Origin of the sequence: Vogesella indigofera (genome assembly GCF_028548395.1) — a bacterium.
Lineage (GTDB): Bacteria > Pseudomonadota > Gammaproteobacteria > Burkholderiales > Chromobacteriaceae > Vogesella > Vogesella indigofera_A.
Genome location: NZ_JAQQLA010000004.1, coordinates 620909 through 636596 on the forward strand (window position 1 = coordinate 620909; position 15688 = coordinate 636596).

Consider the following 15688-nt stretch of genomic DNA (forward strand, 5'->3'; position numbering starts at 1 on the left):
GAACCCGAGACCCTGGTCATGCTCAGAAATTTCCGGCAAACCAGGCTTTCATTTTTTGAAACATTTGTCCTACGCCGCCATCGTCCACCTTGTGGTGGGCGCGCGGATTCATCTGGTCCTTGCCGTACTGCAACAGGCCGACGCCGGTCGAGAAGCGCGGATTCTTCACCACTTCCGACAGACCGCCGACATACTTCGGCACGCCGATACGCACCGGCATGTGGAACACTTCCTCGGCCAGCTCGACCATGCCCGGCATCAGGCTGGCGCCGCCGGTAATCACCATGCCGGACGACAACACTTCCTCGAAACCGCTGCGGCGCAGCTCCTGCTGCACCAGCTGGAACAGTTCTTCCACCCGCGGCTCGATCACTTCGGCCAGCGTGGCGCGCGACATCTGGCGCGGACCGCGCTCGCCGACGCCCGGAACCTCAATCATCTGCGAGGCATCGGCCAGCGACACCAGCGCCACGCCGTGCTGGATCTTGATGTCTTCCGCTTCCTTGGTCGGGGTACGCAGCGCCATGGCGATGTCGTTGGTGATCTGGTCACCGGCAATCGGGATCACCGCGGTATGGCGGATGGCACCGTTGGTGTACACCGCGATATCGGTGGTGCCGCCACCGATGTCGATCAGGCAGACGCCGAGTTCCTTCTCGTCCTCGGACAGCACCGCCATCGCCGACGCCATCGGCTGCAGCACCAGGTCGGACACTTCCAGCCCGCAGCGGCGCACGCACTTGGCCACGTTCTGCGCGGCGGATACCGCGCCGGTGACGATGTGCACCTTGGCCTCCAGGCGCACGCCGCTCATGCCCAGCGGCTCGCGCACGCCTTCCTGACCGTCGATGCTGTATTCCTGGGTCAGGATGTGCAGCACCTGGTGATCCGGCGGAATGGTCACCGCGCGCGCGGTTTCGATCACGCGCTCGATGTCCATCGGCGTCACCTCGCGGTCCTTGATCGCCACCATGCCGTGCGAATTGACGCTCTTGATGTGGCTGCCGGCGATGCCGGTAAACACCTGGTGGATCTTGCAGTCGGCCATCAGTTCGGCCTCTTCCAGCGCACGCTGGATCGCCTGCACCGTGGACTCGATGTTGACCACCATGCCGCGCTTCAAGCCGCGCGACGGCACCTGGCCCATGCCGATGATGTTGATCTGGCCCTCTTCCAGCACCTCGGCAACGATCGCGACGATCTTCGAGGTCCCGATATCCAGGCCGACCAGCATGTTCTTGCTTTCTTTAGGTTTGCTCACCTGTCGCTCCAACACTCAAAGCTTGTTTGCTGTTGCCGTGCTTGCCTGGTATTCCGGCATCTTCACGGCAAATCCATTGGGGTAACGCAGGTCGATGTACTCGATGCGATACGGCATGGTGGCCAGGCTGCGCGGCCAGTATTCGACAAACCGCGCCAACCGCTCCTTCACCGGGCCACGTCCCAGCTCCAGCATTACCCCGTTATCCAGTTCCATCTTCCAGGCGCGGCGCTCGCTCAACCACAATTGCCGCACTTTCAGCCTGGCCTGTGCCAGTACCGGCCCGAACGTGTGCAGGGCCTGTACCATTTCCTTTTCACTGCCCGCCGGCCCGAACAGCACCGGCAGCGGCTGGTCACTGGCCGCATCGAACCAGCGGCCTTCCTTGCTGATCAGCCCGCTTTCGCCCCAGCGCGCCACCGCGACATGTTCCGCGATGGTGATCTGCAGGCGATCCGGCCACGTGCGCCTCACCTGCGCCTCGCGCACCCACGGCAGCTTCTCGAACGCACCGCGCGTCTTGTTGATGTCCAGCGTGAAGAAGGTGCCGGACAGCTCGTGCTGCGCGATGTACTTCAACTGCACCGGTGTCACCTTCACGAACTGGCCGCCAATCGCGATCCGCTTGACCGGAAACAGCGGCGAGTGCGTCAACCACACCCCGGCGCTGTACAGCAACATCAGCAGCGCGGCCAGTAACAGCATGTTCGCCAGCGCGCGCAGTACCGCATGGTTATCCCACATGAGCTGCCGCCAGCACCTGTACGCACAGATCTTCGTAGGACAGCCCCTCGACCCGCGCCGCCATCGGCACTAGGCTATGGCTGGTCATGCCCGGATTGGTGTTGGCTTCCAGCAGGTAGATGCCGCCGGCTTCGTCCATCAGGAAGTCGATGCGCGCCCAGCCGCGGCAACCCAGCACGCGGAATGCCTGCAGCGCCAGTTCACGCGCGCGCTGCTCCACCTCCGGCGCGAGTCCGGACGGGCAGCGATAGACGGTGTCGTCGCGGAAATACTTGGCCTGGTAGTCGTAGTACTCGGTGGCCGGCTCGATCTTGATGGTCGGGTAGGCCTTGCCGTCGATGATGGCGCAGGTGTACTCGCCGCCGCCGATGAACTGCTCGGCAATCACGATATCGTCGTACTGGCGCGCCTCGGCGTACGCCGCCTTCAAGCCACCGTGTTCCTTCACCTTGGTGACGCCGATGCTGGAGCCCTCGGTGGACGGCTTCACGAAGATCGGCAGGCCGAGGCGGGCCTCGATGGCGTCAAAATCGCTGTCGTCGCTCAGCAGCTCGAAATCCGGGATCGGCAGGCCGGCGCCCTTCCACAGCAGCTTGGTGCGCCACTTGTCCATACAGATCGCCGACGCCATCACGCCGCAGCCGGTATAGGGAATGGCCATGCTCTCCAGCGCGCCCTGCAGCGTGCCGTCCTCGCCGAACGGGCCGTGCAGGATGTTGAACACGCGGGCAAAACCTTCTGTCTGCAGCGCCGACAACGGCTTTTCCGACGGGTCGAACTTGTGCGCATCGACGCCCTTGCTCTGCAGCGCGGCCAGCACGCCGTTGCCGCTCATCAGCGACACTTCGCGCTCGGCGGAGCTGCCGCCCATGATCACTGCCACCTTGCCAAATTGCTTCATCATGTTTCCTTGCTGCCGCGTGAGCTGCACGCGGCCAACCTTGTCCTAGGTTATGCCTTGCTCGCCGCGACCAGCTTGGCCGGGATGCCGCCGATGGAACCGGCGCCCATGGTGATCACCACGTCACCGTCACGCACCATGTCGCTGATGGTCTGCGGCATGTCGGTGATCTGCTCGACGAACACCGGCTCCACCTTGCCGCCAACCCGTACCGCCCGCGTCAGCGCGCGGCCGTCGGCCGCCACGATCGGTGCCTCGCCGGCGGCGTACACTTCCGCCAGCAACAGGCAGTCGACGCCGTTCAATACCTTGACGAAGTCCTCGAACAGGTCGCGGGTACGGCTGTAGCGGTGTGGTTGGAACGCCAGCACCAGCCGCTTCTGCGGGAAGGCGCCGCGCACCGCGGCCAGCGTCGCCGCCATTTCCACCGGATGGTGGCCGTAGTCGTCGATCAGGGTGTAGCTGCCGCCATCCTTGGCCGGCAGTTCGCCGTAGCGCTGGAAGCGGCGACCGACACCGGCAAACTCGGCAAGACCGCGCTGGATCGCTTCCACCTCCGCGCCGCACTCTAGACCGATGGCGGTGGCGGCCAGCGCGTTGAGCACGTTGTGGCGGCCCGGCATGTTCAGCGTCACCGGGAAGCGCAGGCCGTCGGCCTTCACCACCACGTCGAAGTGCATCTGGCCGGCATCGGCGACCACGTTTTCGGCGTAGACATCGGCGCTGTCATCCAGACCGTAGGTGGTGACCGGTTTTTTCAGCTGCGGCACGATGCTGCGCACGTGCTCGTCGTCGACGCACAGCACGGCACGGCCGTAGAACGGCAGGTGGTGGATGAAGTCGACGAACGCCTGCTTCAGCTTGTCGAAGCTGTGGTCGTAGGTGTCCATGTGGTCGGCGTCGATATTGGTCACCACCGACATCACCGGCTGCAGATAGAGGAAGGAGGCGTCCGATTCGTCGGCCTCGGCCACCAGGTAGTCGCCGCTGCCGAGGCGGGCATTGGTGCCAGCCGCAGTCAGCTTGCCGCCGATCACGAAGGTCGGGTCAAGGTTGGCCGCACCCAGCACCGACGCGGTCAGGCTGGTGGTGGTGGTCTTGCCGTGGGTGCCAGCGATGGCGATGCCCTGCTTGAAGCGCATCAGCTCGGCCAGCATCATCGCGCGCGGAATCACCGGCACGTGGTTGGCCTGTGCTTCCTGCACTTCCGGGTTGTCGGCCTTCACCGCGGTGGAGGTCACCACCACGTCGGCACCCTTGATGTAGGTGGCGTCATGGCCAAAGAAGATGCGCGCGCCCTGCTCGGTCAGGCGCTTGGTGGCGGCGTTGTCGGCCATGTCGGAACCGGACACGGTGTAGCCCAGGTTCAGCAGCACCTCGGCGATGCCGCACATGCCGACGCCGCCGATGCCGACAAAGTGTATGTGTTTGACGCGATGTTTCATGGTGTCTTCTCTTGCTCGGGCCCGCTCCAGGCCCAGTCCTATTCGGTATCCGCCAGCGCCTGGCACAGGTCGGCCACTTTGGCCGCCGCGGCCGGCTTGGCCAGCGTTCGTGCCTGTTTGGCCATCTGCAGAAGCTGCGGACGGGTCAGCCCCGCCAGCAGGCTGGCCAGTTGCTGCGGATTCATGTCTTGTTGCGGCAGATGGATGGCCGCGCCATGGGCCGCCATCCACGCCGCGTTGTCGCGCTGGTGCGAGGTGGTGGACACCACCAGCGGCACCAGGATGCTGGGCACGCCGGCGGCGCACAGTTCGCTGATGGTGATCGCGCCGGCACGGCACAGGATCACGTCGCAGTCGGCCAGCAGCGCCGCCATATTGTCGATAAACGGCAGCAAGGTAATGTCGTGGCCAACCTTCAGCCCGGCAGCGGCATACGCCTGCTGCACGGCATCGAAATTCTTGTCGCCGGTCTGGTGCGTCAACAGCGGCCGCGCCTCGGCCGGCAGCAGTGCCAGCGCCTGCGGCAGGGTGTCGTTGAGCACCTTGGCGCCCAGGCTGCCACCGACCACCAGCACGCGCAGCGGGCCAGTACGGCCGGCAAAGCGCTCGGCCGGCGGCGTCATCTGCTCGATCTCGGCGCGCACCGGGTTGCCGGTGACCACCGCCTTGTTCAGCTTGGCAGCCTCACCGTCAAAGCCGCAGGCCAGATGATCGGCAAACGGCAACAGCGCCTTGTTGCTCAGCAGCAGACCGGCGTCGGCGTTGACCATCACCAGCGGCTTCCACAGCAGCGCGCCGGCAAGACCGGTCGGCAGGCACACGTAACCGCCCATGCCGAGGATCACGTCCGGACGGTGTTCGAACATCAGCTTCAGGCTGCGCACAAAGGCGGCCCCCAGCTGCAGCACGCCTTTTACCGAACCCAGTAGTCCCTTGCCGCGCACGCCGTGGAACGCCAGCCGGATCAGCGGGATGCCGGTCGGCGGCACCAGCTTGTTTTCCATGCCACGCTCGGTGCCGACCCACAGCACTTGCCAGCCGCGCTGTTGCAGCTCGCGGGCAACGGCGATGCCGGGGACGATGTGTCCACCCGTGCCTGCCGCCATTACCATCACCGTGCGTTTTGTCATCTCTTGCTTTCTCTTGCTCCGGACCTGCCGGTTATTCATTGCCATTGCGGCCAACGTTGGCCGCAACGTGATTCGTTAAACCTTGAAACCTCGCATGAGGCGGCGGTTTTCATAATCCACCCGCAACAGCACCGCCAGCGACGCGAGGTTGCACAGCATCGCCGAGCCGCCGAAGGACATCAGCGGCAGGGTCAGACCCTTGGTCGGCAGCAGGCCCATGTTGACGCCGACGTTGAAAAAGGTCTGGATCCCCAGCCAGATACCGATGCCCTGCGCCACCAGCGACGGGTAGTAGCGTTCCAGCTTCTTCGCCTCGGTGCCGATGTGGAAGGCACGCCGCACAATCCACGCATACAGCCCCAGCACCACGCAGATGCCGATGAAACCGAATTCCTCCGAGATCACCGCCATGATGAAGTCGGTGTGTGCCTCCGGCAGGTAGAACAGCTTCTCGATGCTGCCGCCGAGGCCGACGCCCAGCCACTCGCCACGGCCGATGGCGATCAGCGAGTGCGACAGCTGGTAACCCTTGCCGTACGGGTCTTCCCACGGATCGAGGAAACCCAGCACCCGCTTCACCCGGTACGGCGAGGTCACGATCAGCAGGCCGATCGCCGCCACCGCCATCAACGCCAGCCCGGCAAAGATGCGCAGGTTGATGCCGCCGAGGAACACGATGCCCATGGTGATGCTCATCACCACCATCAGCGCGCCGAAGTCCGGCTCCGCCAGCAGCAGGAAGGCCACCAGCACGATCGCCATCAGGATCGGCAGGAAACCCTGGCTGAAACTGTGCAGCTTGGCCGCCTTGCGCACGGTGTAGTCGGCGGCGTAGATCACCGCCGCCAGCTTCATCACTTCCGACGGCTGGAAATTCAGCACGATCAGGTTGATCCAGCGCCGCGAGCCGTTCACCACCCGGCCGATGCCGGGAATCAGCACCAGCACCAGCAGGAAGCCGGCGAACAGGAAAAACTTGCCCGCGTACTGCTGCCACCACGCCATCGGGATCATGAAGGTCATTGCCGCCGCCGACAGCCCGATCACCATGAACACCATGTGGCGCATCAGGTAGAAGTACGGGCTGTTGGTCGCCGGATCGGCCTCGGCGTTGGCAATTGACGCCGAGAACACCATCACCAGGCTGACCGACAGCAACAGCGCAATCGCCCACATCAGCGCCTCGTCCATCACGGTGATGGCGGTGCTGTGGTGGTAGCGGCTGCGCGCGGCGTGCATCACGATAGGCGCTCCGCTTGCAGCTGCGCGACGGTGTCGACAAACACCTGGGCGCGATGCGCGTAATTCTTGAACATGTCGAGGCTGGCACAGGCCGGCGACAGCAGCACCACGTCACCGGGCTGGGCCAGGCTGGCCGCCTCGCGGGTGGCATCCTCCAGCGTCTGGCACGCCACCAGCGGCACGCCGCTGCCGGCCAGCGCGGCACCGATCTGCGGGCCATCGCGGCCGATCAGGACCACCGCGCGGGCGATGCGGGCGCAGGCGGTAGCCAGCGGTGCAAAGTCCTGGCCCTTGCCGTCACCGCCGGCGATCAGCACCACCTTGCGGGTCATGCCGTTCAGCGCCGCCTCGGTGGCGCCGACATTGGTGCCCTTGGAGTCGTCGATGTACATTACATCGCCGAACTCGGCGACGAACTCGACGCGGTGCGCGAGACCACGGAAGGTCTTCAGTGCCGGCAGCAGCTGTGCGCGCGCCAGGCCGATCGCCTCGCACAACGCCAGTGCCGCCAAGGCGTTGGCGGCGTTGTGCAGGCCTTGCAGCGGCATGTCGGCGCAGTCGAACAGCGCCTGCCCGGCGATGACCAGCTGATAACGGCTAGCCGTCTGTTGCAATGCGTAATCGGCGTCCTCGCGCAGCGAGAACCACGCCACCCGTCGTCCGGCGCGCACCATCGCGCGGCAGAATACGTCGTCACGGTTCAGCACCTGCACGCCGTCACCGTTGAAGATGGCGGTCTTGCTGTGCGCGTAATCGAGCAGGTCGTTGTAACGATCCAGATGGTCTTCGGAGATGTTCAGCACCGTGGCGGCGTCCGCCCGCAGGCTGTGCGTGGTTTCCAGCTGGAAGCTGGACAGCTCCACCACCCACACCTCCGGCGCCCGTCCGGCGGCTTCGCGCGCCGCCAGCGCGTCCAGCACCGGCAAACCGATATTGCCGCACACCACGGTGTCCAACCCGGCGGCCTCGCACAGATGCCCCACCAGACTGGTGACTGTGCTCTTGCCGTTGGAGCCGGTGATGGCGATCACCCGGGCGCCGCTACCGGCAATGGCGCGCGCCCACAGCTCCACGTCGCCGACCACCTCGCCGCCGGCGGCGGCGAAGGCGGCGATGGCCGGGCTGCGGACGCTGACGCCGGGGCTGACCATCAGCATGTCGGCGTCGGCAAAGGTGGCGTCGCTGAACGCGCCCAGGCGCAGCGGCACCGTGCCAAGCTTGGCCGCAACGGCGGCCGCATTCGGCGGATTGTCGCGGCTGTCCGCCATCGTCACCCGCGCACCGTGCGCCAGCAGCCAGCGGGCGGCGGACACGCCGGTGTCGCCGAGGCCGATAACGATGATGTGACGGTTAGCCAGATCCATGGTCAGCTTTCCTTAGCGCAGTTTCAGCGTGGCAAGACCTGCCAGCACCAGCATCATGGTGATGATCCAGAAGCGAACCACCACCTGGGTCTCTTTCCAGCCTTTGAGTTCATAGTGGTGATGCAGCGGCGCCATGCGGAACACGCGCTTGCCGGTGAGCTTGAACGACGCCACCTGGATCATCACCGACAGCGCCTCGACCACGAACAGGCCGCCCATGATCAGCAGCACGATTTCCTGGCGCACGATCACCGCCACGGTGCCCAGCGCGGCGCCCAGCGCCAGCGCGCCGACGTCGCCCATGAACACCTGCGCCGGATAGGCGTTGAACCACAAGAAGCCCAAGCAGGCGCCACAGATGGCGGCGCAGAACACCACCACCTCGTGCGCGCCGGGCACGAAAGGCATGCCCAGATACTTGGAGAACACCGCGTGGCCGGCGACGTAGGCGAAGATCGACAGGCCCGCGGCCACCATCACCACCGGCAGCGCGGCGAGGCCGTCGAGGCCGTCGGTGAGGTTGACCGAGTTGGAGGTGCCGACGATCACGAAGTAGGTCAACACGCAAAAGCCGATGCCGCCCAGCGGATAGATCACGTTCTTGAAGAACGGGATGATGAATTCGGTGGACGCCGGCAGTTTGGCGGTGGTGATCAGGAACACGCCGGCGGCAATGGCGACGGTGGATTGCCACGCCATCTTGAAGCGGGCGGAGACCCCGTTCGGATCCTTGTACACCACCTTGCGCCAGTCATCGTAGAAACCCAGCGCGCCGGTGCCCAGCGTCACCGCCAGCAGCAGCCACACGTACTGGTTGGAAAGGTCGGCCCACAGCAGGGTGGTGACGCTCATCGCCAGCAGGATCAGCGTGCCGCCCATGGTCGGGGTGCCGGTCTTCACCAGATGCGTCTGCGGGCCGTCGCTGCGCACCGCCTGGCCGACCTTGAGTTCGGTCAGTTTGGCGATCACCCACGGCCCCAGCCACAGCGAGATCACCAGCGAAGTCAGCGCCGCCATCACCGCGCGCAGCGTGACGTAGTTGAGGACGTTGAAAGCCCGGATGTGGTCCTTTAGCAGTTCAGCCAGTAACAGCAGCACGTTTAGCCCTTCCCGTTTTCTTGTTGTTGTGGGGTTACCAGATGGGCAACGACCCGTTCCATGCGCATGAAGCGCGAACCCTTGACCAGCACCGTGCTGGCCGGGGTGACCACGGCATCCAGCCGCGCCAGCAGCGCGGCGATGTCGTCGAAATACTCGGCGCCAGCACCGTAGGCGTTGGCCGCCTGGCGGCTCAGCTCGCCCAGACACAGCAGCTGCTCGATGCCGCGGGCGCGGGCATGGGCGCCCACTTCGGCGTGCAGTGCCGGTGCGGTGTCGCCCAGCTCGCCGATCTGCCCCATCACGAACACGCGCGGTGCCGGGTAGGCGGCCAGCACGTCGATGCCGGCCTTCATCGAATCCGGATTGGCGTTGTAGCTGTCGTCGATCACGGTGGCGCCACAGGCGGCCGGCTTCAGCTGCAGGCGACCCTTGACGCCGGCAAAGGCGGCCAGGCCGGCGGCGATGGCGGCCAGTGGCACTTCCAGTGCCAGTGCCACAGCGGCGGCGGCCAGCGCGTTGCGCACGTTATGTTCGCCGGCAGCCGGCAGCTCGATCGCCTGCTCGCCTTGCGGGCAAATCAGGGTGAAACAGTTGCCGGTCGCACTGGCGACGATGTCGCGGGCACGAACGTTGGCCGCAGCGCTCAGGCCGAAACGCAACTGGCGATGCTGGCCGGCGGCGACGGCGAAGATCGCCTGCTGCGCGTCGTCGGCATTGATGATGGCGACGCCGTCAGCGCTCAGCCCTTCGAAGATTTCGCTCTTGGCACGGGCAATGTCGGCGGTGCTGTCAAAGCCGCCGCCCAGGTGCGCGCGCATGGCGTTATTGACCAGCGCCACCTGCGGCCGGGTCAGGCCGCTCAGGTAGCGGATCTCGCCGAAGTGGTTCATGCCCATCTCGATCACCGCATAGCGGTGCGCCGGGCGCAGCGCCAACAGCGTCAGCGGCAGGCCGATGTCGTTGTTGAAGTTGCCGGCGGTGGCGTGCACGGCATCGTTGCCGGCATGGGCACGCAGGATGGCGGCCACCATCTCCTTGACCGTGGTCTTGCCGTTGGAACCGGTGATGCCAATGCGCTTCACGTCCAGCCGCGCGCACCAAGCGGCAGCCAGGGTGCCCAGCGCCAGCCGGGTGTCGTCGACGCGGATCACACTGCCGGCAGTAGCCGCATAGTCGCGGCGCACCAGCGCGAACGCACCCTTGGCCAGCACTTCCGGCACAAAATCGTGCGCATCGAAATTGTCGCCCTTCAGCGCCACGAACAGGTCGCCGGCCTGCACCGTGCGGCTGTCGGTAACCACGCGCAGGAACTTGGCATCGCTGCCGAGCAGTTCGCCGGACAACAGGGCGGCGGCATCAGACAGCGGCAGCATCGTTGGCCCCCCAGGCGGTGAGCGCGTCTTCGGCGACACGGAAATCGGAGAACGGCTGCTTCACGCCGGCAATGTCCTGGTATTCCTCGTGGCCCTTGCCGGCGATCAGGATCACGTCGCCGACGCGGGCGTGGGCGACCGCCCAGTGGATGGCCGCGGCGCGGTCGGCTTCGACGTGGCCCGGCGCCTGCATGCCGGCCAGGATGTCGGCGACGATGGCCTGCGGGTCTTCGCTGCGCGGGTTGTCGCTGGTGACCACCGCCACGTCGGCGATGCGCTCGGCGATCTCGCCCATCAGTGGGCGCTTGCCCTTGTCGCGGTCACCACCGCAGCCGAACACGCAGAACAGCTTGCCGCCGGCGGGGCGGATCTCGGCCAGGGTGGCCAAGGCCTTTTCCAGCGCATCCGGGGTATGCGCGTAGTCGACCACCACCAGCGGCTCCAGGCTGCTGCCGATGCGCTGCATGCGACCTCGCGCCGGCTGGATCTTGCCCAGCACGCGGGCGGCGTCGTCGAGGGTGACGCCATTGGCGCACAGTACGGCGAGGCAGGCCAGCATGTTGGCCGCATTGAAGCGGCCCAGCAACGGGCTCTTGATCTCGGCCTCACCCCACGGCGTGGTGACGCTCAGCTGCAGGCCGTCAAGGTTGGCCGCAAGGCTCAGCGGGCGCACGTCGCCCTGCTCCAGACCGTAGCTGATCACCCGGGTGTTGGCATCGATGCCGGCGGCAAGCGTGCGGCCGAAGGCGTCGTCGGCGTTGATCACCGCGTGCTGCAGCCCCTGCCAGTGGAACAGCTTGGCCTTGGAGGCGCCGTACTCTTCCATCGTGCCATGGTAGTCGAGGTGGTCGCGGGTCAGGTTGGTGAACACCGCGCTGCGGAAGCTGACGCCGTTGACGCGGAACTGGTCGAGACCGTGGCTGGACACCTCCATCGACACCATGTGCGCACCCTGGCGGCGGTATTCCGCCAGCTTCTGCTGCACGGTGATCGGGTCGGGCGTGGTGTGGGTGGTTTCGGTCAGTGCGCCGTAAAAGCCGTTGCCGACGGTGCCGATCAGCGCCGCCTTCTCGCCCAGCAGCGCGTAGGCCTGCGCCAGCCAGTGCGAGATCGAGGTCTTGCCGTTGGTGCCGGTAATGCCGATCACCGCCATGTCGCGGCTGGGGTAGCCGTAGACGTGGGCGGCGACGATGCCGGCGCGCTCGCGCAGCTGCGGCACCGCCAGATTGGGGACCTGCCACGCCGGATTCCAGACGAAGCCGTCGGCGTCATCCCACAGCACCGCGGCGGCGCCCTTTTCCAGCGCGGCGGCGATGAAGTCGCGGCCGTCGCTGTACTCGCCACGGCAGGCGAGGAACACGTCACCGGGGAATACGCGGCGGCTGTCCGCCTCGACGCGGGAAATGGCGACGCCCAAACCCTGCAACACGGCAGGGTCCCAGTCAGGCAAGTCGATCAAGCTTGTTTTCATGTTTCTTCCCGCACTTCCGAAATCTGGTGTTCCGGAATCAATGTATTGTTGGAGGGAGCATCCGGCTCGACCCCCAGAATTCTCAAACTGCCGGCCATGATGTTGGAAAACGCCGGCCCGGCCACCGCACCACCGTAGTAGGCACCGGCACCCGGTTCATCAATCATCATTGCCACGATCAGCCGTGGCGTGGTCGCCGGCGCAAAACCGACAAACAGGCCGATGTGCTTGTTGGCCGCATAGGCGCCACCGACCAGCTTGCGCGCGGTACCGGACTTGCCGCCAACGTGGTAGCCCAGCACTTGGGCGCGCACCGCGGTACCGCCTTCTTCCGTCACCGTCACCATCATGTCGCGCATCTTTTTCGCGGTTTCCGGCTTGATCAGGCTCTTGCCCGGCAACGGCGCCCCGAGACGGGTAAACGACACCGGCAACAGCGCGCCGCGGTTGGTAAACACCGTGTACGAACGCGCCAGCTGCAGCAGGCTGACCGAGACGCCATAACCGAACGACATGGTGGCCTGCTCGATCGGGCGCCAGTTCTGCCAGTCGCGCAGGCGACCGGCACTCTCACCCGGAAAACCGGTTTGCGGGCTTTGCCCGAAGCCGGCCTGCCGGTAAAACGTCCACATATCCTCCGGCGAGAACATCGCCGCCATCTTCGACGAACCGACGTTCGACGACTTCTGAATGATCTGCGTCACCGTCATCACCGGCTTCGGATGCGTATCTCGCACCGTGGCCGGACCGATGCGGTAGGTCTGGGTGTCGAACACCGTGTCCGGCGTCACCTTGCCGGCATCCAGCGCCATCGCGATCGGGAACGGCTTCATGGTCGAGCCGGGCTCGAACATGTCCACCACCGCGCGGTTGCGCCGCATTTCCGGCTCCAGCACCGCACGGTTGTTCGGGTTGTACGACGGGGTGTTGGCCAGTGCCAGCACCTCGCCGGTACGGGCATCCAGCACCACCACCCCGCCGGCTTTCGCCTTGTTCACTTCCATCGCTGCCTTCAGCTCGCGGTAGGCGAGGTACTGAATGCGCTTGTCGATCGACAGTTGCAGCGTCTGGCCGTCACGCGGCGGCTCGATCACCGCCAGGTCTTCCACGATGTGGCCGCGGCGGTCCTTCAGCACCGTGCGGCTGCCGTGCTTGCCGGCGAGCATCTTCTCGCGCGTCAGCTCGAAACCTTCCTGCCCCTTGCCGTCCACGCCGGTAAAGCCGACCACGTGCGCCAGCATCTCGCCGGCCGGATAGTAGCGGCGGAATTCCTGCTGCTTCGCCACCCCCGGAATCTCCAGCGCCATCACCTGCTGCGCCAGCGCCGGACTGATCTGGCGCTTGAGGTAGACGAACTCGCGCTTGTTGTCCGACAGCTTGCGTTTCACTTCGTCCAGCGGCATTTCCAAGAGCCGCGCCAGCTGCTGCAGCTTGGCGGCCGGCACCTTGCCCAGCTCCATGTCGACCGGGCTGGCCCAGATCGACTGCACCGGGGTGCTGATCGCCAGCGGCTCGCCGTTGCGGTCGGTAATCTCGCCGCGGTTGGCCTCCAGCAGCAGCGTGCGGCGGAAGCGCGCATCGCCCTGGTTCTGCAGGAAATCCTGCTGCACCACCTGCAGGTAGATCGCCCGTGCCAGCAATGCCAGCAGCAGCGCGCCCAACAGCAACAGCACCACGGTGACCCGTCCCGGCGCCAGCCGCATCGCCGGCTTCAGGTTCTGCTGGTAACGCGGCGTGTACACCCGGCTCATCGCACGCCCTCAGGCGTGATCACATGCACCTGGCGCTGGCTCGGCGTCAGCATCTGCAGGCGCGCGGCGGCAGTCTTCTCGATCAGCGCATGCGCGCCCCAGGTGCTCTGTTCCAGCGTCAACTGCCCGTACTCCACATCCAGCTGGCGTGCCAGCTTTTGTTCTTTTTCCAGCTCGTAATACAGCTTGCGTGCCACGTGGGTGGAGCTCACTACCGACATCGCACACAGGATCAACAGCAGCAGCAGTACCGCATTCAGCTTGTTAAGGCTCACTCTGTGCCCTGCCACTGCCCGCCGATACGCTGCGCCACGCGCATGATCGCGCTACGCGAACGCGGGTTGGCCGCCACTTCCGCCTCGCTGCAGCGGATCGCCTTGCCCACCGGCTTGATCGCCGCCTCGGGAATGTCACAGGCACGCACCGGTACCCACGACGGCAGCTTGTCGGTGGTGCTGGCATCGCGAATGAAGTTCTTCACGATGCGGTCTTCCAGAGAATGGAAGCTGATCACCGCCAGGCGGCCGCCTGCGGCCAACCTTGCCACCGTTTGCGGCAGGATTTCCTTCAGCTCGTCCAGCTCGCGGTTGATGTAGATCCGGATCGCCTGGAAGGTTCGCGTCGCGGGGTCCTGACCTTGTTCGCGAGTACGGACGTTTTTCCCAACGAGCACAGCGAGCTCACGCGTCGTTTCGAGGGGACGTTCAGCCCTGTGCGCAACAATGGCTGCTGCGATCTTGCGAGCAAACCGCTCTTCACCATAAGTCTTGATTACCTCTGCAATATCCGCCTCGTCAGCCGTGGCCAGCCACTGCGCGGCAGTCTGGCCGCGGGTGGTATCCATGCGCATGTCCAGCGGCGCGTCAAAACGGAAGCTGAAACCGCGGCGTCCGTCGTCAATTTGCGGGGACGAAATCCCCAGATCCATCAGCACGCCGTCGACCTGGGCCACGCCCAGCGCGTCCAGCTCGGCGGCAAAGGCGGCAAAGCCGTTGTGCACGATGGTAAAGCGGGCATCGCTGGCCGCCAGTGCGGTGGCGACCGCAATCGCCTCCGGGTCCTTGTCGAAGGCGATCAGCCGGCCCGTCGGGCCCAGCTGCGACAGAATCAAGCGACTGTGGCCGCCGCGCCCGAAGGTGCAATCAACGTAAACGCCATCCTTGCGGATGGCGAGCGCCTCTACGGCTTCGTCGAGCAGCACCGTGCGGTGAACAAAAACTGCGTCGGTCAAAGTGTGAAATCTCCAAGGTGCTGCGCCAGTTCGGCCGGATCAAGCTCCAGCGCAGCATCGGTCTGCGCGTCCCACTGGGCGGCATCCCACAATTCAAATCGGTTACCCATCCCCACCAGCGCCACGTCCTTGTCCAGCTTGACCAGCTCGCGCAGCCGCGCCGGTAGCAGGATGCGGCCGGCGGCATCCATCTCCAGCAGGTCGGCGTGGCCGAGCATCAGGCGCTGGTAGCGCTTCAGGGCCGGATTGGCGGCCGGCAGCTTCAGCAAACGCTCTTCCACCGGTTTCCAGTTGGCTTCGGGGTACAACAGCAGGTGCTCGGACGATTCCAGCGTGATCACCAGGCGATGGCCGAACGCAGACAACAGTGTCTCCCGGTGCTTGGCCGGTATGGCCAGACGCCCCTTGCTGTCGAGAGAGACAATGCTTACGCCGCCGATCATTTTGTTGTCACATCACCTGAAATTAATGCGCTGACACTCCACAATTACCCACATTGCCCCACTTTTCGCCACTATAGGGAAACGACATCAGCCGGTCAATATTGATTTGTGGCATTTCGCCTTTCGCGACAAAGACTTAGGGCAGGTCAAAGCGAAGGGAAAACAAGAGAAATCAGCGGCTTACAGCATCCTCTGCAGGCAGAGTGTCAAGTCATGCCATTGACAAGCAGC

The 15688-nt window shown here is 65.3% G+C and carries 14 protein-coding genes; all 14 read right to left on the bottom strand.

Going from position 1 to position 15688, the window contains the following annotated elements:
• Positions 1 to 22 precede the first annotated feature (22 nt).
• Positions 23 to 1234 (bottom strand): cell division protein FtsA, encoded by a 1212-nt coding sequence (gene ftsA / locus PQU89_RS08680; protein WP_202902695.1) that lies wholly within the window; start codon positions 1232 to 1234, stop codon positions 23 to 25.
• A gap of 42 nt (positions 1235 to 1276) precedes the next feature.
• Complete coding sequence (locus PQU89_RS08685; protein WP_047965933.1) at positions 1277 to 2005, bottom strand: cell division protein FtsQ/DivIB; 729 nt, start codon at positions 2003 to 2005, stop codon at positions 1277 to 1279.
• On the bottom strand, positions 1995 to 2906 hold the full coding sequence (locus PQU89_RS08690) for a D-alanine--D-alanine ligase (RefSeq protein ID WP_272765785.1): 912 nt from the start codon (positions 2904 to 2906) through the stop codon (positions 1995 to 1997). The genes PQU89_RS08685 and PQU89_RS08690 overlap by 11 nt, the downstream gene beginning before the upstream one ends.
• 50 nt (positions 2907 to 2956) lie before the next feature.
• Positions 2957 to 4351, bottom strand: coding sequence for a UDP-N-acetylmuramate--L-alanine ligase (murC, locus tag PQU89_RS08695; RefSeq protein WP_272765467.1), 1395 nt, complete (start codon positions 4349 to 4351; stop codon positions 2957 to 2959).
• 38 nt (positions 4352 to 4389) lie between these two features.
• The gene (murG, locus tag PQU89_RS08700; RefSeq protein WP_272765468.1) at positions 4390 to 5481 is read right to left on the bottom strand and encodes an undecaprenyldiphospho-muramoylpentapeptide beta-N-acetylglucosaminyltransferase; all 1092 of its coding nucleotides are present in this window, start codon (positions 5479 to 5481) and stop codon (positions 4390 to 4392) included.
• A gap of 75 nt (positions 5482 to 5556) precedes the next feature.
• Positions 5557 to 6720 (bottom strand): putative lipid II flippase FtsW, encoded by a 1164-nt coding sequence (gene ftsW, locus PQU89_RS08705; protein ID WP_272765786.1) that lies wholly within the window; start codon positions 6718 to 6720, stop codon positions 5557 to 5559.
• Positions 6720 to 8087, bottom strand: a complete 1368-nt coding sequence (gene murD, locus PQU89_RS08710; protein WP_272765469.1) for a UDP-N-acetylmuramoyl-L-alanine--D-glutamate ligase — start codon at positions 8085 to 8087, stop codon at positions 6720 to 6722. Before murD ends, ftsW begins: the two co-directional genes overlap by 1 nt.
• A gap of 12 nt (positions 8088 to 8099) precedes the next feature.
• Positions 8100 to 9182: a phospho-N-acetylmuramoyl-pentapeptide-transferase gene (mraY, locus tag PQU89_RS08715; RefSeq protein ID WP_373322802.1), complete on the bottom strand. Its 1083-nt coding sequence runs from the start codon at positions 9180 to 9182 to the stop codon at positions 8100 to 8102.
• Positions 9183 to 9187: 5 nt separating this feature from the next.
• Positions 9188 to 10561, bottom strand: a complete 1374-nt coding sequence (locus PQU89_RS08720) for a UDP-N-acetylmuramoyl-tripeptide--D-alanyl-D-alanine ligase (RefSeq protein ID WP_272765471.1) — start codon at positions 10559 to 10561, stop codon at positions 9188 to 9190.
• Positions 10545 to 12032: a UDP-N-acetylmuramoyl-L-alanyl-D-glutamate--2,6-diaminopimelate ligase gene (locus PQU89_RS08725; RefSeq protein WP_272765472.1), complete on the bottom strand. Its 1488-nt coding sequence runs from the start codon at positions 12030 to 12032 to the stop codon at positions 10545 to 10547. The genes PQU89_RS08720 and PQU89_RS08725 overlap by 17 nt, the downstream gene beginning before the upstream one ends.
• Positions 12029 to 13783, bottom strand: coding sequence for a peptidoglycan D,D-transpeptidase FtsI family protein (locus tag PQU89_RS08730; RefSeq protein WP_272765473.1), 1755 nt, complete (start codon positions 13781 to 13783; stop codon positions 12029 to 12031). The genes PQU89_RS08725 and PQU89_RS08730 overlap by 4 nt, the downstream gene beginning before the upstream one ends.
• Entirely contained in the window at positions 13780 to 14058 is a 279-nt protein-coding gene (ftsL, locus tag PQU89_RS08735) for a cell division protein FtsL (RefSeq protein WP_082133628.1), read from the bottom strand. Before ftsL ends, PQU89_RS08730 begins: the two co-directional genes overlap by 4 nt.
• Positions 14055 to 15014 carry a 16S rRNA (cytosine(1402)-N(4))-methyltransferase RsmH gene (gene rsmH, locus PQU89_RS08740; RefSeq protein ID WP_120810237.1) on the bottom strand — a complete coding sequence of 320 codons (960 nt, stop codon included), beginning with the start codon at positions 15012 to 15014 and terminating at the stop codon, positions 14055 to 14057. Before rsmH ends, ftsL begins: the two co-directional genes overlap by 4 nt.
• Positions 15011 to 15457 (bottom strand): division/cell wall cluster transcriptional repressor MraZ, encoded by a 447-nt coding sequence (gene mraZ, locus PQU89_RS08745; RefSeq protein ID WP_272765474.1) that lies wholly within the window; start codon positions 15455 to 15457, stop codon positions 15011 to 15013. Before mraZ ends, rsmH begins: the two co-directional genes overlap by 4 nt.
• Positions 15458 to 15688 lie beyond the last annotated feature (231 nt).

Coding starts and splice junctions, on each gene's coding strand:
- ftsA (WP_202902695.1), bottom strand. CDS start 1,234: ATGCTGGTCGGCCTGGATATCGGGACCTCGAAGATCGTCGCGATCGTT.
- PQU89_RS08685 (WP_047965933.1), bottom strand. CDS start 2,005: ATGTGGGATAACCATGCGGTACTGCGCGCGCTGGCGAACATGCTGTTA.
- PQU89_RS08690 (WP_272765785.1), bottom strand. CDS start 2,906: ATGAAGCAATTTGGCAAGGTGGCAGTGATCATGGGCGGCAGCTCCGCC.
- murC (WP_272765467.1), bottom strand. CDS start 4,351: ATGAAACATCGCGTCAAACACATACACTTTGTCGGCATCGGCGGCGTC.
- murG (WP_272765468.1), bottom strand. CDS start 5,481: ATGACAAAACGCACGGTGATGGTAATGGCGGCAGGCACGGGTGGACAC.
- ftsW (WP_272765786.1), bottom strand. CDS start 6,720: ATGCACGCCGCGCGCAGCCGCTACCACCACAGCACCGCCATCACCGTG.
- murD (WP_272765469.1), bottom strand. CDS start 8,087: ATGGATCTGGCTAACCGTCACATCATCGTTATCGGCCTCGGCGACACC.
- PQU89_RS08720 (WP_272765471.1), bottom strand. CDS start 10,561: ATGCTGCCGCTGTCTGATGCCGCCGCCCTGTTGTCCGGCGAACTGCTC.
- PQU89_RS08725 (WP_272765472.1), bottom strand. CDS start 12,032: ATGAAAACAAGCTTGATCGACTTGCCTGACTGGGACCCTGCCGTGTTG.
- PQU89_RS08730 (WP_272765473.1), bottom strand. CDS start 13,783: ATGAGCCGGGTGTACACGCCGCGTTACCAGCAGAACCTGAAGCCGGCG.
- mraZ (WP_272765474.1), bottom strand. CDS start 15,457: ATGATCGGCGGCGTAAGCATTGTCTCTCTCGACAGCAAGGGGCGTCTG.